The sequence below is a fragment of the Planomicrobium sp. YIM 101495 genome, assembly GCF_009707665.1.
GTDB lineage: Bacteria > Bacillota > Bacilli > Bacillales_A > Planococcaceae > Planococcus.
The window spans coordinates 1,571,114-1,591,671 of the sequence record NZ_WLZW01000001.1 but is presented as its reverse complement, the minus strand read 5'-3'; the positions used below and the strand labels follow the sequence as shown (position 1 = coordinate 1,591,671).

Here is a 20,558-nt window from a genome sequence, read left to right as displayed (position 1 = left end):
AATAATTGAGGTTTTCCATTGAACTTCAGTAGATGTCGAACCAAAAATAAATAAGGTGGTAGGATTCATGCAAAATCATACACACAACGTATTACTGTACTACAAATATGTGCCGATCGAAGACCCGGAAACGTTCGCTGCAGAGCATTTGGCTGCTTGTAAGGAACTGGGACTGCTTGGCCGTATCCTCGTCTCTCACGAAGGAATCAACGGAACGTGTTCCGGAACGATCGAACAGACGGAAGCTTACATGAAGATGATGGAACAAGACGAGCGCTTCTCAGACATCGCCTGGAAGATCGATGCAGCGGACCGTCATGCATTTAAGAAGATGCATGTACGTGCGCGCAACGAAATCGTTCACCTTGGACTTGAAGAGGACATCAATCCGAACGAGCTGACTGGAACATACTTGGAACCGAAAGACTTCTTTGAGCAAATGCAGGATGAAAACACGGTATTGCTTGATGCACGCAACGATTACGAATTTGACCTCGGCCATTTCCGCGGAGCGATCCGTCCGGATATCGAGAACTTCCGTGATTTGCCGGAATGGGTCCGTGATAATAAAGAAGAGCTTGAAGGAAAGAAAATCTTGACGTACTGCACAGGCGGCATCCGCTGTGAGAAATTCTCGGGCTGGTTGAAGCGCGAAGGATTCGAAGACGTTTCCCAGCTGCACGGCGGAATCGTCATGTACGGAAAAGACGAAGAAGTACAAGGCAAGCTATGGGACGGCCAATTGTACGTGTTCGATGAGCGCATCGCTGTACCGGTCAACCAGACGGAACACGTCATCGTCGGCCGCGATCACTTCACGGGCGAACCGTGTGAACGCTACGTCAACTGTGCGAATCCGGAGTGTAACGCAAAGATTTTATCTTCCGAAGAGAACGAACACAAATACATGCGTTCATGCTCGGACGAGTGCCGTGAGCACCCGCGTAACCGCTACGCATTCGAACACCAATTGACTGGTGAAGAAGTGCAAGCGCGCCTGGACGCTTTGAAGCAAACGACAGAAGCATAAAAGAGTGGTGAAGAGCGAATGTGCTCTTCACCATTTTTTTATGGAACGAGAAAAGAAGGGCTCTCCTAAAAGACATGGCTTCCAAAATAAGCGAAGAATGTTCCCTTATTTTCGAAAAGAATAGCGATCGCGTTGGAATAGGCGAATTTTTTTCGCTTATTCTATAGAAACTCGTCCCTTTTCTCGTTTTCTGACCAAATAGGAGAAAGTTCTTCGCTTATTTTCATGGAATTTGAAGCTCGAGTCGCAATAAGCGAAATTTCTTCCTCTATTTTTCAAGGCTCGAGCAAAGGAAGGCTGTTCCTGAAGGTCGTGTGTGTTGACCTTGTGAGACAGCCGCCTCTTATTTTTGATTGGTGTTGTCGGTGTTCCGCTCTTCAGCGCATGAAAAGCAAAGCAGCTCTCCATCTTCATGCGTGCCGTTCAAAAAGCCGTTTTCACAATAGACTTCCTTGCCGCAATCCTTGCATGTACCGATCAGCTCACGCATGTTGGCGGCTTTCGGCATAGACGTACATCGCTTTCTTCAAGTAAGCTGCGAGTCCCGTCCGGTAGCGCTCGATGTTGCTGCCATGGCGCGGGTCGCCTGCGTACAAGTCGGCAAGGCCTTTGAACATCGCCGGTGAACATGCGTAAAAACGGTCGAGCAGCGTGTAATACGCCTTCATTTCACTTTGAACTTCTGCTGCATCTGGTGGCAAGTGCATCAACGAAGCGACAGCATTATAGATCCTGTCTGCTTCACGGTTAATTTCTTCCAAGTCCTCTTCTTCTTTCACCGGGGCAGGAGCGGGCGCTGTTTCCACTTCCAGTTCAGGGGTAACTGCTGGCTCTGGAGCGACTTCTGCAGCTGCTTCAGCTGGCAGACCTGTTTCGTAAATGGAGACATCCGGTAATTCCTTGTTGCCGATAAACGCTGAGAATCTCTGTTCATTCGACAATTCAATTTCGCCGTTCAGCTCTTGCTTCGTCAATTGCGTATGCTGGATTAATTGCTCGATGCGCTCTTTCTTCTCTTTCAACAACGCTGCGTTGATATCAAGTGCTTTGACCGCGTCCCAGCCGCCGGTCATGGCTTCCTGGATTTTCTTCAGCGAGAAGCCAAGCTCTTTCAAGAATAGGATCTGCTGCAGCGACTTTAAATCCTCATCATTATAATAGCGATACCGATTACTGCCGATGGAGGATGGTTTCAACAAGCCGATGCTGTCGTAATGGTGTAACGTACGAACACTGACGCCTGCGATCTTTGCTACTTCCTGTACTTTGTACATAAACATCACCTCTTTCTCCTAATACACCATGACGAAGCGGGAGTGTCAAGAGCGGAAGCTGCTTTTGATGAAAAAAAGCGATCGGAGAGAGTGACGATGAGGGAAGATGTGTTGGATTCCTGTAGGAAATGCCGGTACAATGAGGAAAAATCAACCAATGGAAAGAAGGCAGGACATGACAGAGAAATTATATGATGGACAAGCGGAATTAACGGAAGCACGCGTGCGCGTAATAGAACAAGGCAAAGACGATAGAGGACAATACGTCGTACTCGACCGGACCAACTTTTATCCGGAAGGGGGCGGACAGCCTGCGGATACAGGGACGATCGGAGAAGTGGCGGTCACGGATGTCCAGACAGTCGACGGGGAAATCCGCCATTACGTTACGGCAGAGGTGGCAGAAGAAGCGCTTGCCGCCATCGACTGGGCGAGAAGACGCGACCATATGCAGCAGCATGCCGGCCAGCATTTATTGAGTGCGGTGCTGGAAGATGGGTTCGGTGCGAAGACGGTCAGTTTTCATTTAGGCGAAGCGCGTGCGTCGATCGACCTCGACGTCGCCAAGATTTCGGAAGCCACACTTTTGGCTGCTGAGCAAAAAGCCAATGACTTGATCCGCCAAGCGCTGCCGATCACCATCGAATGGGTGAAGGAAGAAGAGGCGGCGATACGAAACTTACGAAAAGCTCCGCAAGTGACGGGCGACATCCGTCTCGTAACAATCGAAGGGGTGGACGTCAATCCGTGTGGTGGAACGCACCCTTCGACGACTGCCGGCATTGGTGTCTTGAAAATCGTCGGGACCGAATCGGCAAAAGGCGGGACCCGGCTTTATTTTCTGTGCGGTGAACGGGCGGAGCGGCAGTTCGAGCTTCTGCAGCAAGTCTCTTCAGAGTTGACGCGTCTGCTGAATGCACCGGTCCCTCAACTGGCGGAAGCTGCGGCAACGTTACTCGAAGATAAGACGGAGACGGCGAAAGAGATGGTGCAGCTACGCAAAATCATGCTCGAACTGGAAGCCTCGTCGTTCCAGTCGGACGGACCATTCGTCTTCAAGCAATTCAGCGAACGTCCCTTCAAGGAAGTGCAACAGTTGGCGAAGCTGGCAGCTGCGAGAATGCCCGGGAACTACTTGCTGTTCCTCACTACCGAAAATGGGCGTGTCCGGTTTGCAGTAGGAAAAGGAACGGAAGCGGCGGGTGATATGCGAAAAGTACTGAACGCCCTGTTGGAAGCGACAAACGGAAAAGGGGGCGGCAGCGCTGAATTCGCACAAGGTGCTGGAGAAATGGTCGATGTAGAAGCATTTTTCAAAGAAGCGGAAGAAATTTTCAGAAAAACAGCGGAACAAGTGTAACTAATTTCAGGAATGCCCGGTCTACTCTTTAAATGGCTGAGAGAGAAGGGTGTGAAGATAAGTGAAGAAGAAAAGAGTTTGGTTCGGCGCAGCAATTTTCATGATTGGGATTGCATTGGCATTCGGTGCGATGATCGACCGTGTTTCCGTCCATGCATCGTCAGTTGTACTGGCGGAGCAAGGATGGCGCGCGAGTTTTTCGACGGGGCTGCATGAAGGGGCCATCGAGAAGGAGCAAGTGTATATCGCCGATCGGGAAGGAAACAAGGTCGATGCAGAAATCGAACTTTATCCGAATGGCCGGACGATCGAGGTGGAGAAGCTCGCAATCGGCGAGTACGTCTTGCACATTCAAAAAGATGCATTCAAAGGCGTCCGCTGGAAAACGCTCGAATCGAATCGGTTCCCATTTTCGGTCCAGGAGGAATTGACGGCAGTCGGCTCGGAAAAGAATCTGCGTACTTACTTCGGTCAAGTAGCGGCTTTCTATGAAAGTGAAGAAAGCGGCTATGGTGCAACCGACAACGCAACGGATGAGGCGGCAAGCGAGAGTTCGAGCGACGGGGCAAGTATTGGCGGGGGAAGCGATCATTCAATGACCAACCAGCAAGTGGAAGGCGTAGATGAAGCGGACCTCGTCAAAACAGATGGCAACTTCATTTACTCCATCAGTGATGAGGAAGTGATGATCACGGATATCAGTGAGCCTGCGAAAATGAAGAACGCTGCGGAGCTGTCATTCGACAGCGAGTTTTACCCGTCACGGCTGTTTTTATCGGGAGATACGCTGATCGTCCTCGGCAGTCGCTACAAGATGGCAATCGCAAAGGATGATGTCTTCACCACTGACGTATCGTCAGCGTTCCTCTATGATATCAGCGATCCGGCGGCGCCTATACTTCAGCGCGAAATCGGGACGGACGGCTACATGAACAGTGCACGGCTGACGGGCAATGTCCTCTATATGGTGACGAACGTCTATGCGGAGATGTGGCGCTTCGAAGAATTTGAAGATGCCGAATTGCGTCCGAGCAATTATGACTCGAACCGTGAAGAGCAAGAAGAGCGCTTGTCCTATGACCGAATTACGATTTTGCCTGGAGCGCTTGAAAGCAGCTACACGCTCATCACGGCTCTCGATCTTTCCGATCCGGATGCGAATGAAGTCGTCACGGAAGGATTTCTCGGCAGCAGCGAGCAACTCTATATGAACAAACAAAATCTCTATTTGACGGCGCCTATCTATGAGTCAGCGGAACAGGGAGACGGAGCAGCAGAAATGGAAATGTGGATGCCCCAGCAAGTCGATACCGAAATCTTCAAGTTTGGCTTGAACGGAGCGGCTGTCGACTTTATCGCTTCCGGCCGGGTGGAAGGACACTTACTTAACCAATTCTCGATGGACGAATACGGCGGATATTTCCGCGTCGTGACGACAGAAGGTTCTGTCTGGGATGAAAAACCATCCAAAAACCACTTGTTTGTCTTGGACGACTTGATGGCACAAGTCGGTTCAGTCGAGGACTTGGCACCGGGAGAGCGCATCTATTCTGCTCGTTTCATGGAAGGCATGGCATACATGGTGACGTTCCGTGAAACGGATCCACTGTTTGTCATCGATGTGTCTAAACCGACGGAACCAGTTGTCCTGGGCGAATTGAAGATCCCGGGCTTCTCCAACTACTTGCATCCGCTTGATAAGGATCATTTGATCGGTTTTGGCTTTGATACGAAGCTCGAGCCGAATAAAGACGGCGGTGCACCGCGTGTCTTGACGGGTGGGATGAAGATTTCCTTATTCGATGTCAGCGATTTCCACAACCCGCGTGAAAAAGACATCGAAATTATCGGCGGCAGAGGCACATACTCACCGCTTCACGATGATCACCGTGCACTGCTTGTGCATCAGGAAAAGAATCTGTTCGGCTTCCCGGTCATCCTGTATGAAGAAGCGAGCAGTAACTACGTCGACTTCGGCGGGCAAGGGGCGATGTTGTATTCCATTACAAGGGACGGCATCGAACTTGCAGCGAATTTAGTGGAGGATTCGGGAGGTCAGTATGAGGATTGGGAGATGACCATTCAACGGCTTGTGTACAGCGGCGACTATTTGTATGCAGTGGCCAATGGCGAAATCAGCAGCTACACGCTGGGCGATTTTGAGCCAGTCGAGCGAGTGCGGTTGGGGGAGAGGTGAGATAGGGTGTCGTGTAGAAATCCGCTGCGTCGCTTCGCCATGTCCAAGCCAGCTACTTCGCTTGGTGTTGTTGGAGAAATGGTGGTGTAGTGATTGCGAGCGTTACATTCTAATTATGGTGTTTCATACTTGTTTGGCAGCTGACTGTGTAGGCTGCCTGGGTTCTGACTTGTAGAGTGGAAAAGAAAGAGCGGGTGTCGCGTGGACAAACAGTGCTCCTGCATCGCTTCGCTGCTTCGTCGCAGAAACATCGACCGGATTTCCTCCGGCCAATGTTCCCGCTCCGTCGCTTCGGACAGGGCTCCCGGAAGAAGCCAAGCTAGACGCAGACCAAATGTAATTTGGAATGCGTCTCTGCGACCGTAGCGTAAAGCGCTATGGGAGCACAGGAAGCTTGTCATACCCTCCGCCCAGTCCAAACCATCTTCTTCGCTGGGGGTGTGGGAGAAATGGTGGTAAGATGCAATTTTCATTTCTTTCTACTGTTGATGTCGAGGTAAATATCTGGGCGGCTCACTGCGTAGGTCGCCGTGGTTCTGATTTGGCGAATGGAATGGTGCGGTCAGGCGACGCATGAGAGATCTCTTTTTCGCCAGGGGTACAAAAATAGGAGTAGTTTTTACCCCTATTCCGCAAAGTGTGGCATTTCCAGCTTCAATAACAGGAATTTTTACCTTTATACAATGGAAAGTCGTTCGATTTTCCATCTGCGGAGCCAATAAAGGTATTTTTTACCCTTATCAGCGCTCATTTTGCTCATTGCTTTCAGATAAGAGGAATTTTTACCGTTAAGTGACGGAATCGGACAAATGGGAACGCACCACTCATGCCAACTTGAGGTACGACATTTATTCTTCTGCTCGCGTATTTTCAAGAGTGAAAATCTGAGTCGCGACTAAATCCAGAATCAGCATGAAATCTGAAATCACTCACAAATACCTGACACCTTCTAATACAGTGCGAAGAAGGCAAATTACGCGAGAATCGTCCCACTTACCTAAACTCCCCCTTCCACCGTTATCAAACGAGCTGAGCCGGAATGGAAGAGTGAGCACGCTGGAGAATCAGAGTAGTGACGAGACCCCGCAGGTTGCGCCAGCAACCGAGGAGGCTCGGCGCTGCTCCTCTAGCGTGCGAAACTCTGGAATGCAGGTCAGCAAATCCCCAATGAAAGACACTCCTCCAACTCGCGATCTCTGAAATATAGGCCAGCCCGATTTTTTCTCATAACTCAAATCCTCCAATACGTTTCCTTTAGACAAAAAAAGGGAACGACAAGAATATTCTAACTATTCGGAGGGATGAATTGATGAAAGCAGTTACGTTTCAAGGGGCGAAGGATATCCAGGTGAAGAATGTCAAGGATCCGGAAATCGAAAAACGGGATGATATCATCGTGAAAATCACTTCGACCGCTATTTGCGGTTCAGATTTGCATATTTACAAAGGGGCCATGCCGACAACGAAGGACTATGTCATCGGGCACGAGCCGATGGGAATTGTCGAAGAAGTGGGACCGGATGTAACGAAAGTGAAGAAAGGGGACCGCATCGTCTTGCCATTCAATGTCAGCTGCGGTGATTGTTTCTATTGCACGCATGACATGGAAAGTCAGTGCGACAATTCGAACGGCAACCCGCACTTCGACACAGGCAGTTATTTCGGCTATACGGAACGCTACGGGAATTATATGGGGGGACAGGCGGAGTATCTGCGTGTGCCTTATGGGAACTTCAGTCCTTTCATCATTCCGGAGTCGTCCGGATTGGAAGATGAGCAAGTACTGTTCCTGTCGGATGTTTTGCCGACAGCATATTGGAGTGTCGAAAATGCAGGCGTTAAGCCGGGCGATACCGTCGTCGTACTCGGCTGCGGTCCGATCGGCCTGATGACGATGAAATATGCGTGGCTTGCCGGAGCAGAGCGGGTTATTGCGGTCGATGAAATTCCATACCGGATGGAATTGGCGAAGAAGATGAATGGCGTGGAGATCATCGACTTCTCTATGCATGACGATACAGGAGCCTTTATTCATGACTTGACGCAAGGCGGTGCGCGCGTCGTCATCGATTGTGTCGGAATGGACGGAAAGAAATCAGTGGCTGAAGCGGCACAGCAAAAGATGTTCCTGCAAGGCGGGACGCTTAGCGCTATCAAGATTGCCAAAGACGCTGTATCGAAGTTCGGCCATATCCAGCTGACCGGCGTGTACGGAATGACATATAATATGTTCCCGCTCGGCAACCTGTTCGAACGGAACGTCACTTTGAAAATGGGTCAGGCACCGGTGCATCACCTCATGCCGAAGTTGTTCAAGCAAGTGGAAGACGGACTGTACGATCCGCGTGATATCATTTCCCACATCATGCCGATGGAAAAAGCAAGCGAAGCGTATCAAATCTTCAACGACCATACAGACGATTGCACGAAAGTCATTTTGAAGCCGTAAAAGGGTCCATTCATTTTGACTTTTCGAATGGAGGAGAGCTGGCATCGCTTGCTCTCTTTTTGTGTTGGTGGTACAAGGGCAAGACGGGTGTTTCATGAGTATTCGCTGCAGGGATTCGGACAGGGTGTCGCATCGGAATTCGCTTCGGGGCTTCGGACAGGGCTTTCGGAAGAAGCCAAGCTGAGGAACGCTTGTCATACCCTGCGCCCAGTCCAAGCCAGCCCCTCCGCTGCGTGTAGTTGGTGAAGTGGGAGTGATTGACCAGCAGTGCTTCTTTCTCCTTTCGAAGTCACATATATGGTGGTGGGGCTGACTGCGTAGGCCCCTTGTAATTCTCATGGTGGTGAGTGAAAAGGTGAAATGAATTGTCCATTATTGAAGAGGTTCGTATTTAGGATCTAGTTCATCGTGAAAATGACGAAACACGATAAGAATCAAGCGAAACGCGATATCAATCGCGCAAAAGGCGATATCGACCTGACGAAACGCGATATCGGTCGCGACAAAATCAAGAATCGGAATGCCACTTCAACTCCCCCCGAATTATCCGACGCTTTCTAATCGAGAGTGACGAAGGCGGCCATGCTCGGTTCATCCAAATCTCCTAAATCCTATGTCTCTCCTACTCTTGAACGAGCTGATCCGGAATGGAAGAGGCTCGAGGATAAAGAGATGCTCCTGCATTGCTACGCTAGCTTCGTCGCAAAGACATTGACCGAATTTAATTCGATCAACGTCTTCACTGCTCCTCCAGCGTGCGAAACTCTGGAATGCAGGTCAGCTGGTCTCCAAAGTAGTCAATCCCAGCAAGAAATTAGCAGTTCAGCAGATTTCAATAAAGCTACTTCTCTAGCACACAATTGTCCCTGAGTACCAAAATGCGTTAAGATGGGAGCAAAAGGAGGGAGCGGCAATGGCCGAGATTACAGAACCACGGCGAGAGCTTGCTCTCGATTGTTTTTTGTTGGCAGGAAAAGTAATGATGGAAAGCGGCGCGGAAACCTATCGGGTGGAAGATACGATGATCCGCATGGCCGCTTCGCAGAACATGACGGACTCGCACTGCTTCGTCACACCAAGCGGCATCATGTTTTCACCGAGTAATGAATTGCCTACACGATTTGTCCGTGTCAAAGACCGCAGAACCAACTTGGCACGTGTCGCCAAGGTCAATGCCGTATCACGGAAGCTCGTCTCGGGGGAATTCACGTTACGTGAGGCTTATGACATGATGACGGAAATTGACCAGAATGACTATTTGTTCCCGATGTGGGCGCAAGTGCTGGCGGCATCTGCAGCGAGTGGCTCGTTTTTCCTGTTGCTCGGCGGGAGATGGGCGGATGTGCTATTCGCGCTCTTGATCGGTGGCATCGGCTTTTACCTCGTCGAGATTTTCATCGAAAAGACACGCGTCAAATTCTTCTCGGAATTTGCGGCTTCGGTCGTCATCGGTGCACTCTCAATGGCAGCAGTCCATTTTGCGTGGGGGACTGAACTCGATACGATCATCATCGGTTCCGTCATTCCGCTCGTCCCAGGGCTATTGATCACGAATGCAGTCCGGGACCTGATGGCAGGGCATTTCATGAGTGGGCTGTCGAATGGTGCAGAAGCATTTCTGACCGCGTTTGCGATCGGCGCCGGCATCGCCGTTGTATTGGCATTTTAAGGAGGGGTTCGTATGAATTGGCCGGTCGAGGCAATTCTTAGTTTCGTGGCAGCTGGTGCATTCGGCATCATGTTCAATATTCCGACGAAAACCTTAGCCAGCTGTGGGTTTGTCGGCATGAGCGGATGGCTGACGTACCGTCTGTATTTTATGTTCGTCGGAGATTCGATCCAGGCGACATTCGTCGGTGCCTTCATCGTGGCGCTACTGGCACACTTGTTGGCGAAACGCTTTAAGATGCCGATGATCGTCTTCAGTGTCGCCGGTATCATCCCGCTCGTTCCGGGAAGTAAAGCGTACAATGCGATGCGCAACATCGTCGAGAGCGACTTTCTCGAGGCGATTGCGTTCGCATCCGAGGCGTTGATGATCTCCGGTGCAATCGCGATGGGTCTCGTGTTTGCGGAAGTATTGATGCAATTGTTCTTTAAGCAGCAAGCAAAACGACTGCAGAAAAAAATCGGTCTGTCACAGGAATGAATTCCGTGACAAACCGATTTTTTTATTGGATCCAATTTTCCAAGTCCGCAGCCTTCATCGGGCGGCCGGACAAGAAGCCTTGGATCGTATTGCAATCCATTGCGGTCAATAACTGTAACTGTTCGTCGGTCTCTACTCCTTCAGCGGTCACTTGGAAATCGAGAGACTTGCCGAAATGGATGAGACCGTTGACCATTTTCTGCATTTTTTCCTGGTGAGCGAGCGGCTGGATGATCGACGCGTCGATTTTGATCGATGTGATCGGCAGCAACAGCAAATAACGGAACGAGGCATAGCCTGTGCCGAAATCATCGAGCGCGAACCGGACGCCTTGCTGCTGCAGCAGCTTCATCTGATGGACGATATCTTGTTCCGCTTCCGCTTCGAACGCGAACTTTTCATTGATTTCGATGGTCAGTGAGCTTGGGTTGCATCCTGCAGCCTTACATTGCTGCATCAGGAGGTCGACCATGTTCTTGCCACGGAATTCCCGGATCGACGTATTGATGCTGATGTCGATGTCAAGGCCGCGGCTGTTCCAATCCGCTAGTTGCTTACAGACGGTCTTTAGCACGAATTGACCGATTTCATGGATCAATCCGGTTTCTTCCGCAATCGGAATCAGCTCGGCCGGCATAATACTCCCGGCGACTTCATCCTCCCAGCGAACGAGTGCTTCCACCCGCTCGAGATCTCCGGATTTCAAGTTGACGATCGGCTGATACAGGACGTTCAAATCGTTACGTTCCAGCGCACCGGTTAGCCGTTCTTCGATCAATGTTTTGCGGTTCAGTTCTTCATGTGCTTCAGCGGAGAGGCCGGAGATGGCATTGCCGCCGCGCTCACGGATCTGTTTGATCGTGGCAACGGACGCTTTCATCAAGTGCGTGAATGTTTGCTGGTCTTCAGGGAAACGCGTAATCGCTCCACTGACGGTGAGCGGGATGGCGGACCCTTCAATGTAGATCGGATGCTGCTTCAAGTAATCGCTGAAGCCTTCGATGAACCAACTACTAAGCGGCGTGATTAAGGCGAACTCGTGCAAGCCGGCACGGGTGATGACGGTATCGGGGAAATACGTTTTCAACCTGACCGTCAATTCTTGGAGCAACTTCTGCTCCGTCTCACTGTTCGAGACGTCACGCAACGTGTAAAAGCGGTCGATGTCGATGTAGACGAATGAAAAATGCTGGCCGCTGGCGATCGTTTCCTTCACGGACTGCTCAAGGCTATGGCGATTGGCGAGTCCGGTCGCGGGATCGATGAAGGCGATTTCTTCGAGTGAGCGCTGTGCTTCTTTGCGATCGGTCACATCTTTTTCGATACAGATGTAATATTTTTCATTGCCCGGCAGCTGCATCGGGATGGCGACGAGTTCGACCCAGTAGCTCTCGCCGTTTTTCGTCGACTTCTCGATGTCGCCGCTCCAGACCGTGCCTTCTTTCAATACGTTGACGATCCGGTTGACTTGATCGACGTCGGCACTCGTACTTCCGAACATTTGATGGAACGCCTTGCCGAGTACGCGTTTCGGCGTCCATTGGCTGCGGGATAGGAATAAGGAATTCGCATATGTAATAGTGAAGTTCTCGTCGTAATAAGACAGCATGAACGTCGCGTCAAGCCCGCTGCGCAATTGCTCCAGCTCGATGCTCGCCGCTTCAGGTTCGCCGTTGCTGTCGATTTCGAAGATGCATAGCGCATAGCGCGTGCCTTCGAATTCGAACGATTTCGCGACGACGGTGACCGGCAACCGGATACCATCCTTCAGATCGATTTCCATTTCTTCAAAACGGTGAAGTTTGTCATTAGCGAAAATCGCTTCCCATGAATAATCGGAAGCCTTCAGCTGTTCAGGATTGAATCCACCGTAAATCGAGTCAATCAACGATTCAGTTCTTCTCGTTAAGTAACGGTTCGCTTGCTCATTGCACCATACAACCACTCCGTGTTCATCCAGTGCGAGGATGGGGAAAGGTGTCTGGTGAAAAATAAGGTGGTCAGAAAGATGTTTAACTAGTCCGCTCATTGATGACTCCCCTTATCAGATTTTAATCATATTATAATGATAAAAGTATCAGCAGTCATCCTTTTCCCAAATTTTCTTATAGATGAAGTGTTGTTTTGCTTCAATTTTGGGCTTTTTCAGAATATCCCTATCCGTCTTGTCGAAGATATGGCATAATAATCAACAAAGAAAAGATTCGAGTATCGAAATGTTCAGGAGGATTTTCAAATTGAAAACTGTTTTTTCCTATGCAAAACCTTATAAATTTTTAATTGTTATCGCTTTGACGTTAATGCTGATGGAATTAGCAGTAGAACTGATACAGCCTCTTATCATCGCACAGATCATCGATGATGGAATTATTGCAGGAGACATGGATGCCATCGTGCGTCTCGGCTTGATTTTACTTGGGCTATCGCTTGTCGCATTCATCGGAGGAATCGGGAATTCCTATTTTGCTTCGCATATCGCGCAGAGCTTCTCGTTTGATCTGCGCTCGAAGCTGTACGGCCGCATCCAGTCCTTCTCGCTTGCGACATTCAATAAGTTTCCGGCGTCGGCACTAATCACGCGTCTGACGAGCGATGTCACGCTTGTCCAGAACGTATTGTTCATGAGTTTACGGATTATGCTGCGTGCACCGCTCGCGGTCATCGGAAGCATCATCATGGCGTTCGTCGTCAATGCGGAACTGGCGATCTACCTCGTCATCGTCTTCCCGTTCCTTCTGGCTTTCCTCTATTTCATGGTGCTGAAGGGTGTGAAGCACTTCGCACACGTTCAGCGGCGCCTCGATGTCGTGAACCGGAAGATCCAGGAAAACTTGCAGGCGGTACGCTTGATCAAAGCGTATATGCGCGGCAAATATGAAGCGAACCGTTTCGAAGACGTGGCGGGTTCGCTTCGCAGCGACACGGTCAAAGCATACCGCATCATGGAAATCGTCTTGCCGGTCCTGTTGTTCGGGATGAACGCATCGCTCCTGGCAGTGCTTTGGTTCGGGGCTTTCGGCATCCAGAACGGTGACGCGCAGATCGGGGAGTTGGTGGCGATCATCAACTACGCGATGCGGATGACGGGCTCGTTCTCGATGTTCTCCTTCATCATCATGGTCTTCGCACGTGCGAAAGCTTCTTCGGAACGGATCGAGGAAGTCCTGCTTGCGGAAGACGACCGGGAGAAGCAGACGGCAGGTGCTACGACAGAAGTGCGTCGCGGGGAAGTCGTCTTCGACAACGTTTCGTTCGTCTATCCAGGCACGACGCGTACGGTTCTCGACGGGGTGTCATTCCGCGTCGACCCGCAGAAGAAGCTCGCCATCATGGGAGCGACCGGGGCAGGGAAGTCATCCATGCTGCAGCTGATCCCGCGCTTTTACGATGCGACGGGAGGCACGGTATCGATCCACGGCCGTGATGTGCGCGACTGGTCGCTGCCTGTCCTGCGCAAGACGATCGGAATCGTTCCGCAGCAATCATTGCTGTTCACCGGGACCATTTCGGATAATTTGTCGTGGGGCAAGGAGGAAGCGCATCAGCAGGAGTTGACTGCCGCCGCCGAAAAAGCCCAGATCCATACAACCGTCGAACATTTCCCGAAAGGCTATTTTACACGGGTCGGCCAAAAAGGCGTCAACTTATCAGGCGGGCAGAAACAGCGCCTATCGATTGCGCGTGCGCTTGTCCGCAAGCCATCGATCCTGATCTTAGACGACAGCACAAGTGCGCTTGATGTCCGAACGGAAGCGAAGCTGTGGGATGAGTTGGACCGTGAGCAGACAACGATGCTAATGGTCACACAGAAAATCCGTACGGCGATGAAAGCCGATGCCATCTTGCTATTGGAAGATGGGGAAGTGTCTGCGTACGGAACGCATGAAGAATTGTTGGAGACATCCGTTCTCTACCGAAAAATTGCCGAATCGCAGCAAGAAGAGGAAGTGGATGAATATGTTTAATGCGATCCGCCGACCTTTCGGCTATGAACCGGTCATCCGGAAAGAGGATTTAAAGAAGACAGATAAGAAAAAGAGCGATCGTGCCCGCAATTGGAAATCGACGCTCGCCCGTATTTGGAAGCTGGTCGATGAGCATCGCTTCCTGTTGATCACCGTACTACTCTTGGTCCTTGTATCATCAGCAATGGCGCTACTCGGGCCGTATTTGATTGGTTATATCGTTGATGAATTCCTCGTGCCCGGCACATTCGACGGGATGGGGACGATCATCTTTGCACTGGTCGGCGTCTACATCCTATATTCCATATCGCTTTACTTACAGCACTACTGGATGATCGGCATCTCGCAGCAAGTCATTTACCGTATGCGCACAGGGCTGTTCCAGCAATTCCAGAGCTTGCCCGTCACGTTTTTCGATAAACGACAGCACGGTGAATTGATGAGCCGCATGACGAACGATATCGAGAACGTCTCGGCGACGCTCAACAGTTCGTTCATCCAAGTGTTCTCGAGTCTGCTCATCTTGATCGGGACGGCCATCGTCATGGTGACGCTCAGTCCGATCTTGACGCTGCTTACACTCATCATCATTCCGGCAATGTACGTCGCGATGACATGGATCACCCGCCGCACAGGCAAGCTGTTCAAGGAGCAGCAAGCAGCGGTCGGCGACTTGAACGGTCTCATCGAAGAAACCATCTCCGGCCAGCGGATTGTCAAAGCATTCTCGCAAGAGCCACGAGTCATGGAAGACTTCCTTGAAAAAAGTGAACGGCTGCGGCACACTGGTTTTTGGGCGCAGACATATTCCGGCTTCATTCCGAAAGTGATGAACTTCCTGAACAACGGAAGCTTCGCCATCGTCGCAGGTGTCGGGGGCGTCCTGGCGCTGAACGGCCAAGTGTCGATCGGTGTCATCGTCATCTTCACCGAGTACTCCCGTCAGTTCACGCGTCCACTCAATGACTTGGCGAACCAGTTCAACACGGTCCTATCGGCCATTGCAGGTGCGGAGCGCGTCTTCAGCATCATGGACGAACCGGTCGAAAAAGACTTTGTCGAGCAAAATGCGGACAAAGTCATCGAAGGTCGTGTCCAGTTCGATGACGTATCATTCAAGTATGAGACGGCTGAAGAAGGCTGGACGATCCGCAACGTCTCCTTCGATGTCGAAATCGGACAGACGGTCGCGCTGCTTGGTGCGACTGGCGCCGGGAAGACGACGGTCATGCAATTGCTCGCACGTTTTTATGATGCCAATGAAGGAGTCATCTTGATCGACGGCACACCGATTCATGAAATGCCGCGGAAGACGCTGCGCAGTCAGATTGCATTCGTATTGCAAGATCCGTTCTTATTTGAGACATCGGTCAAAGAAAACATTCGGTACGGAAAGCTTGATGCGACGGATGAAGAAATTATGGAAGCGGCGAAGAAAGCGAACGCCCACGCCTTTATCGAGAAACTGCCTTATGGGTACGATACCGTCCTTGAAGGCGATGGTTCGATGATCAGCCAAGGCCAGAAACAGCTGCTGTCTATCGCCCGCGCACTCATCGCGGATCCAGCGATTCTTCTGCTCGATGAAGCGACGAGCTCGATCGATACCGTGACGGAATTGAAGATCCAAGAAGCGCTCGATCGTCTGATGGTCGGACGAACAAGCTTCGTCATCGCGCACCGACTCAATACGGTGAAGAAAGCGGACATGGTCTTTGTCATGGAAATGGGCGAAATCATCGAGTCCGGTACACAAAAAGAGTTAATCGAACGAGGCGGACTGTACGCGAATATGCTGAAAGACGCTAAACTATAAGAACGTTGAACTTCGAAAGCTGTGGGAAATGACATCATTTCCCACAGTTTTTTTTCATGGAGCTGCACGGAACACGACACCATGCAGAAACGGGGTATGTTACGATAAAAGAAAAAAGGAGAATGACAGATGAACATTTCGTTATCGATCGATTCATTCCCGGTGGAAGCAGGACTGGCGGAGAAACTCTCTCAGCTGGTGGGACAACAGGACGGCTTCAGTGAGTTGCTACGGACAGAGGCGTGGACAAGCGCTGAGACGAACGGCTTCGCAGTGCTCGCACAGACTGAAGAAGGGGAACTGCTTGGGGTGGCATCGGCGATGGATATCTCAGGAATCGGGACGTTCGAGTGGACAGTATTCGTACATCCTGATTACCGCAGGCTCGCAATCGGCAGCGCACTCGCGGACGGTATCCATCACGGCTTCGAGCAGCGAGGCGCAGACGATGCCATGGCTGCCTTCAAGAAAGAAGATAAAGCAGCTGCATCGTTCTTGGAAGGGCTGGGATACGAGCCGGGCTTCACCGAAATTGTCTATTGTGCACCAGCATCCGAGGCAGGCGCCTTGCCGAAAGGTTCTGAGTGGAACGAAGGCGGGGAAGAAGGGCTGTGGGAACTCCGCATGGACGGCGCCTTGCTCGGTTCGTTGTTCATGGAAGAAGAGCGGGGCGAGCTGTGGGTTTCCGGTATCGAGGCTTCAACTGATGACGCCACCGCATTGATCCTCGGCTGGAGCCGGAACGAAGCGGGACGGCGCGGGAAAGAACGTGTGTTGCTGGACAGTGACTCGGACGAGGAAGGGACAGCGCTTTTCGAGAAAGTCGGATTCTCCCCGGTGTCGTCTTTGACTTATTGGGACCGAACGTAAAAACCACTTGCTTCAGGCAAGTGGTCGGGGGAGCGGCTGATCAGTTCGAACCGCTTTGTTTGTATTCTTCTTCTGTACCGTCGGCATACGTCACGTCGACTTCGATCGAGGAGAAGCCTTCTTCCATGCCGAATGCTTCGGTCACTTGTGTGATCGCTTCGTCACTGTTCATGCCAGCGGACAATTCCAAGTTCCCAAGCGCTTCTTGCATTTGGTCATAGGCGTCATCGCCTGTCAAGTTGTCGCCGGTGTATTTGTTTTCATACTCGGCTTCGACTGCACCGCGTTCTTCTTCATAGGAAATGTCATACGCGTCGTCTTGGTCGGGATAATCGACATCGATGCTCAATTCCTTGAAGCCGTATAGTTCACCATCATCGAATTCATCGGTCGTACCGCCGCCAGGACTGCTGTCGGGTGATGTCTCAGTCGTTTCCGGGGAATCCGTCACAGGTTGCGTCACTTGCTCGTCATCACCGCAAGCAGCCAGAACGAGTGAAGAGGAAAGTACGAGCGAACTGAATAAGGTCAATTTTTTATTAGCCATTATGAAAATCATCCTTTCGAAAATATTGATGCTATTTAATAACGTTATTCCCTTATCTCATTTTTTTAATCCACATCGAACGCATGTATTGGAAATCGAGTTGAGCAGAGCGCAAGCAGAGAGTGATAGGAGCAACGACATGGATCATTCAACGAGCAAACGACAATTGGCGGCAGACGGGGAAACCGGTATCCGCACGAACTTCAAAGAAAGTATGACGTATGGAGAGTATTTGCATCTGGATCGTCTTCTCGATGCACAGGAAGGCGTCAGCACCCATCACGATGAAACATTGTTCATCATCATCCACCAAGTTTCGGAGCTATGGATGAAGCTGATTCTGCACGAACTCCGTGCGGCCATCCGCAACATCGACGGAGATGACTTGCAGCCAGCATTCAAACAGCTGGCGCGGGTTTCCCGCATCCAAAGCCAGATCATCCAGGCGTGGGACGTCCTTGCGACGATGACGCCTGCAGAGTACAGTGAATTCCGCGAAGACCTCGGCAACGCGAGCGGCTTCCAGTCGTACCAATACCGGATGATCGAATTCGCACTTGGCTACAAAACGAAGCACGTCCTGAAGATTTACGAAAAAGATCAGGTGCTCCACGCCGAACTTGAGCAACAATTCCGGCAGCCTGGCTTGTACGACGCTGCGATCCGTAAGCTAGCAAGAAGCGGCTTGGCGATCGACGAAGAGGTTCTTGCGAGGGATGTGACAGAACCTTACGATGTGGAAGACAGTGTGAAGGAAGCGTGGAAAACGGTCTACCGCGACGTCGATACGCACTGGGAGCTGTATCAGCTGGCGGAGAAGCTTGTCGACATCGAAGACTCTTTCCAGCAATGGCGTTTTCGCCATATGAAAACGGTGGAGCGCATCATTGGCTTCAAGCAAGGGACAGGCGGTTCTTCCGGCGTCCATTATTTGAGGAAAGTGCTTGAACATTCATTCTTCCCGGAACTGTGGCAGCTCCGGACGGAATTATAGGAGGAATCGCGATGAAATTATTTGCGCACCGTGGCTATTCGGGGAAATATCCAGAGAATACATTGCCGGCTTTCCGCGCAGCTGCTGAACTGGCTGTGGACGGAGTCGAGTTCGATGTCCATTTGACGAAAGACGGGGAAGCCGTGGTCATCCACGATGAAAAGCTGCACCGCACGACGACCGGAAAAGGCTTTGTCAAAGACCACACGCTTGCGGAGCTGAAAACGCTTGATGCAGGTTCTTGGTTTTCCGAGGAATGGGCAGGGACGGAAATCCCGACGCTCGCGGAAGTGCTGGACGTATTCCGTGACACGCACCACACCTTGAACATCGAGCTGAAAACGGATGTCTTTCCATACGATGGGCTGCTTGAGGAAGTCATCCGGCTGGTGGCACAGGCGGAGCTGTCGGAACGCGTCATCTTGTCGTCGTTCAACCATGAAGACATCGCCTGGGCGACGCGCAACACGAGTTTGACGTCAGCGCTCCTGACGTCGCAAGTATTGGTGAATGCGTATGATTACGGGAGAGGCGTCGGTACGACACGTTTGCATGTATCCTTGCCGGCCGCATTCCGGAGCATGACTTCCGAAGCGATGCGGAAAGGTTCGGTCGTCTACGTCTATACGGTCAACGATGGGCAGTATCTTGATGGATTGAAGCAGGTAGGCGTCCACGGGATCTTCACGGACTATCCGGAGAAGATGCAGGCACTGCTCGCGGAACAAGCGGAGTGAAAAAGGAAAGAGGGCAAGCACGGCGGGGATGAACCCGTCAGTGCTTGCCCTCTTGTTAGTTGTTTACCACTTCGCGTCATGCTCTTCGATGGCGCCGAGCAGTTGTTTGATTCGAATTTTCTTGCCGTCCGGCTGCCGGACATAGCCGTTATAGTAGCCGAACAATTGATGGACTTCAGAGCGGATCAATTTGGCGTCGGTCTTGGCGATACGCTCGAAGAACGGTGTGAAGGTCAAGTGGACATCATCGGAGAATTTCGTCCGGACCGTCCACTGCGCTTCGTAATCGCTGCGGTCGTATTCGAACAGGACGTCTTCATGGATCTTCGTCATTTTGCCGTTCAGGAAGAAGGCGTTCTCCGTCATGCCGGTGCCGTCCGTCCATTGCCCCCCGAAGTTCAAGCCGATCAATTGACCATTTGAGCGCTGGGAGGCCATGCCCCAGTTCCATACCGCTTCGCGTGGCCAGACGCCGCGGCCGTAGTCGAGGATGGAGAAGTTGTCTTCCGGTTTGAAATGATACTCCTGCTCACCGACGCGGACGGTCCCGCTCGTCGGCAGCAAGTGGTGCTTGGCGGTGAATTGGAACGTTCTGCGGTTCCACGGGATGACGACGTTCAATGACTCGTTCCCTTCAAGGTGCAGAATCTCGAGGTCGGCTTCCAGTGAATCGCCGTCGAAATCACGGACACGTACTTTCATCTTCGTCTTGTCGAGCAATTTATCGTAAACCAAGTGGATGCTCATCTTGTCATCTTCGAATACACATGACTCGAGCACGTGGCTGCCCATCTTCGTCTGACGGGACAGCGGGATTGTCACGGTCTTCTCGAAGAAACGCTGCGTTTCATAATGAAGGAAATAAACAAAGCAGACAGCTGCGTAATCGAGATGGCTGATGGTCGCCGAGAAGACGATCTCTTCGCCATAAACGCACCAGTAGTTCCATTTTTTCTTGCGCAAGAATCGGCCCTCCAGATTGCTTTCGATCAATGGCTGCCGAGCATAACCGATCGACTCAGGGTTCAATTGCCCCTTGCCGTCACAAAGCTTTACATGGTTCACTAATTCTTTCTCAGCATGCTGCATGGACTCACCCCGTCTTTATCTGATGCTCCTATTGTATCAAAAGGATTTGGAAAAAACTGAATCTAAGCTCCTCCTTGCTGC

17 protein-coding genes are annotated in these 20,558 nt (G+C 51.2%); 12 read left to right on the top strand and 5 right to left on the bottom strand.

The window, feature by feature from the left end; translation table 11 throughout:
- Positions 1-67 precede the first annotated feature (67 nt).
- Entirely contained in the window at positions 68-1,030 is a 963-nt protein-coding gene (gene trhO, locus GIW82_RS07685; protein WP_154749254.1) for an oxygen-dependent tRNA uridine(34) hydroxylase TrhO, read from the top strand.
- A 343-nt stretch (positions 1,031-1,373) separates the two neighbouring features.
- Here the strand turns inward: trhO and GIW82_RS14705 are convergent, their stop codons facing one another.
- Positions 1,374-1,520: a hypothetical protein gene (locus tag GIW82_RS14705; protein WP_230309241.1), complete on the bottom strand. Its 147-nt coding sequence runs from the start codon at positions 1,518-1,520 to the stop codon at positions 1,374-1,376.
- A complete protein-coding gene (locus GIW82_RS07680) occupies positions 1,513-2,310 on the bottom strand; it encodes a MerR family transcriptional regulator (protein WP_230309240.1) in 798 nt (265 codons plus the stop codon). The genes GIW82_RS14705 and GIW82_RS07680 overlap by 8 nt, the downstream gene beginning before the upstream one ends.
- Positions 2,311-2,479: 169 nt before the next feature.
- Between GIW82_RS07680 and GIW82_RS07675 the strand changes: the two genes are divergently transcribed.
- The 6 genes from GIW82_RS07675 (at position 2,480) to GIW82_RS07650 (ending at position 10,459) form a co-directional block, all read left to right on the top strand.
- Entirely contained in the window at positions 2,480-3,664 is a 1,185-nt protein-coding gene (locus GIW82_RS07675; RefSeq protein ID WP_154749253.1) for an alanyl-tRNA editing protein, read from the top strand.
- Between the two features lie 61 nt (positions 3,665-3,725).
- Positions 3,726-5,861 (top strand): beta-propeller domain-containing protein, encoded by a 2,136-nt coding sequence (locus GIW82_RS07670; RefSeq protein ID WP_370456133.1) that lies wholly within the window; start codon positions 3,726-3,728, stop codon positions 5,859-5,861.
- Between the two features lie 1,309 nt (positions 5,862-7,170).
- Positions 7,171-8,310, top strand: a complete 1,140-nt coding sequence (locus GIW82_RS07665; RefSeq protein ID WP_154749252.1) for a zinc-dependent alcohol dehydrogenase — start codon at positions 7,171-7,173, stop codon at positions 8,308-8,310.
- 414 nt (positions 8,311-8,724) lie between these two features.
- Complete coding sequence (locus GIW82_RS07660; protein WP_195913982.1) at positions 8,725-8,871, top strand: hypothetical protein; 147 nt, start codon at positions 8,725-8,727, stop codon at positions 8,869-8,871.
- A 352-nt stretch (positions 8,872-9,223) separates the two neighbouring features.
- The gene (locus tag GIW82_RS07655; protein WP_154749250.1) at positions 9,224-9,979 is read left to right on the top strand and encodes a threonine/serine exporter family protein; all 756 of its coding nucleotides are present in this window, start codon (positions 9,224-9,226) and stop codon (positions 9,977-9,979) included.
- A 12-nt stretch (positions 9,980-9,991) separates the two neighbouring features.
- Complete coding sequence (locus GIW82_RS07650; RefSeq protein WP_154749249.1) at positions 9,992-10,459, top strand: threonine/serine exporter family protein; 468 nt, start codon at positions 9,992-9,994, stop codon at positions 10,457-10,459.
- A gap of 22 nt (positions 10,460-10,481) precedes the next feature.
- Here GIW82_RS07650 and GIW82_RS07645 read toward each other — a convergent pair whose 3' ends face one another.
- Positions 10,482-12,488, bottom strand: a complete 2,007-nt coding sequence (locus GIW82_RS07645; protein ID WP_154749248.1) for a bifunctional diguanylate cyclase/phosphodiesterase — start codon at positions 12,486-12,488, stop codon at positions 10,482-10,484.
- Positions 12,489-12,696: 208 nt separating this feature from the next.
- Between GIW82_RS07645 and GIW82_RS07640 the strand changes: the two genes are divergently transcribed.
- The 3 genes from GIW82_RS07640 to GIW82_RS07630 all read left to right on the top strand — a co-directional run bounded on the left by GIW82_RS07640 (position 12,697) and on the right by GIW82_RS07630 (position 17,110).
- Positions 12,697-14,424, top strand: coding sequence for an ABC transporter ATP-binding protein (locus GIW82_RS07640; protein WP_154749247.1), 1,728 nt, complete (start codon positions 12,697-12,699; stop codon positions 14,422-14,424).
- A complete protein-coding gene (locus GIW82_RS07635; RefSeq protein ID WP_154749653.1) occupies positions 14,417-16,240 on the top strand; it encodes an ABC transporter ATP-binding protein in 1,824 nt (607 codons plus the stop codon). The genes GIW82_RS07640 and GIW82_RS07635 overlap by 8 nt, the downstream gene beginning before the upstream one ends.
- Before the next feature lie 129 nt (positions 16,241-16,369).
- Positions 16,370-17,110, top strand: a complete 741-nt coding sequence (locus tag GIW82_RS07630) for a GNAT family N-acetyltransferase (protein ID WP_154749246.1) — start codon at positions 16,370-16,372, stop codon at positions 17,108-17,110.
- Between the two features lie 40 nt (positions 17,111-17,150).
- Here GIW82_RS07630 and GIW82_RS07625 read toward each other — a convergent pair whose 3' ends face one another.
- Entirely contained in the window at positions 17,151-17,657 is a 507-nt protein-coding gene (locus GIW82_RS07625) for a YusW family protein (RefSeq protein ID WP_195913981.1), read from the bottom strand.
- A gap of 139 nt (positions 17,658-17,796) precedes the next feature.
- On the opposite strand from GIW82_RS07625, the gene kynA reads away from it, so the two are divergent.
- Together kynA and GIW82_RS07615 are read left to right on the top strand one after the other, a co-directional pair.
- Positions 17,797-18,651 (top strand): tryptophan 2,3-dioxygenase, encoded by an 855-nt coding sequence (gene kynA, locus GIW82_RS07620; RefSeq protein ID WP_154749244.1) that lies wholly within the window; start codon positions 17,797-17,799, stop codon positions 18,649-18,651.
- An 11-nt stretch (positions 18,652-18,662) separates the two neighbouring features.
- The gene (locus GIW82_RS07615; RefSeq protein ID WP_154749243.1) at positions 18,663-19,388 is read left to right on the top strand and encodes a glycerophosphodiester phosphodiesterase; all 726 of its coding nucleotides are present in this window, start codon (positions 18,663-18,665) and stop codon (positions 19,386-19,388) included.
- Between the two features lie 63 nt (positions 19,389-19,451).
- On the opposite strand, the gene GIW82_RS07610 is transcribed toward GIW82_RS07615, so the two are convergent.
- On the bottom strand, positions 19,452-20,477 hold the full coding sequence (locus GIW82_RS07610) for a DUF2804 domain-containing protein (RefSeq protein ID WP_154749242.1): 1,026 nt from the start codon (positions 20,475-20,477) through the stop codon (positions 19,452-19,454).
- Positions 20,478-20,558 lie beyond the last annotated feature (81 nt).

Coding starts and splice junctions, on each gene's coding strand:
- kynA (WP_154749244.1), top strand. CDS start 17,797: ATGGATCATTCAACGAGCAAACGACAATTGGCGGCAGACGGGGAAACC.
- GIW82_RS07645 (WP_154749248.1), bottom strand. CDS start 12,488: ATGAGCGGACTAGTTAAACATCTTTCTGACCACCTTATTTTTCACCAG.
- GIW82_RS07650 (WP_154749249.1), top strand. CDS start 9,992: ATGAATTGGCCGGTCGAGGCAATTCTTAGTTTCGTGGCAGCTGGTGCA.
- GIW82_RS07675 (WP_154749253.1), top strand. CDS start 2,480: ATGACAGAGAAATTATATGATGGACAAGCGGAATTAACGGAAGCACGC.
- GIW82_RS07655 (WP_154749250.1), top strand. CDS start 9,224: ATGGCCGAGATTACAGAACCACGGCGAGAGCTTGCTCTCGATTGTTTT.
- GIW82_RS07665 (WP_154749252.1), top strand. CDS start 7,171: ATGAAAGCAGTTACGTTTCAAGGGGCGAAGGATATCCAGGTGAAGAAT.
- GIW82_RS07635 (WP_154749653.1), top strand. CDS start 14,417: ATGTTTAATGCGATCCGCCGACCTTTCGGCTATGAACCGGTCATCCGG.
- GIW82_RS07625 (WP_195913981.1), bottom strand. CDS start 17,657: ATGGCTAATAAAAAATTGACCTTATTCAGTTCGCTCGTACTTTCCTCT.
- GIW82_RS07630 (WP_154749246.1), top strand. CDS start 16,370: ATGAACATTTCGTTATCGATCGATTCATTCCCGGTGGAAGCAGGACTG.
- trhO (WP_154749254.1), top strand. CDS start 68: ATGCAAAATCATACACACAACGTATTACTGTACTACAAATATGTGCCG.
- GIW82_RS14705 (WP_230309241.1), bottom strand. CDS start 1,520: ATGCGTGAGCTGATCGGTACATGCAAGGATTGCGGCAAGGAAGTCTAT.
- GIW82_RS07610 (WP_154749242.1), bottom strand. CDS start 20,477: ATGCAGCATGCTGAGAAAGAATTAGTGAACCATGTAAAGCTTTGTGAC.
- GIW82_RS07680 (WP_230309240.1), bottom strand. CDS start 2,310: ATGTTTATGTACAAAGTACAGGAAGTAGCAAAGATCGCAGGCGTCAGT.
- GIW82_RS07660 (WP_195913982.1), top strand. CDS start 8,725: ATGACGAAACACGATAAGAATCAAGCGAAACGCGATATCAATCGCGCA.
- GIW82_RS07615 (WP_154749243.1), top strand. CDS start 18,663: ATGAAATTATTTGCGCACCGTGGCTATTCGGGGAAATATCCAGAGAAT.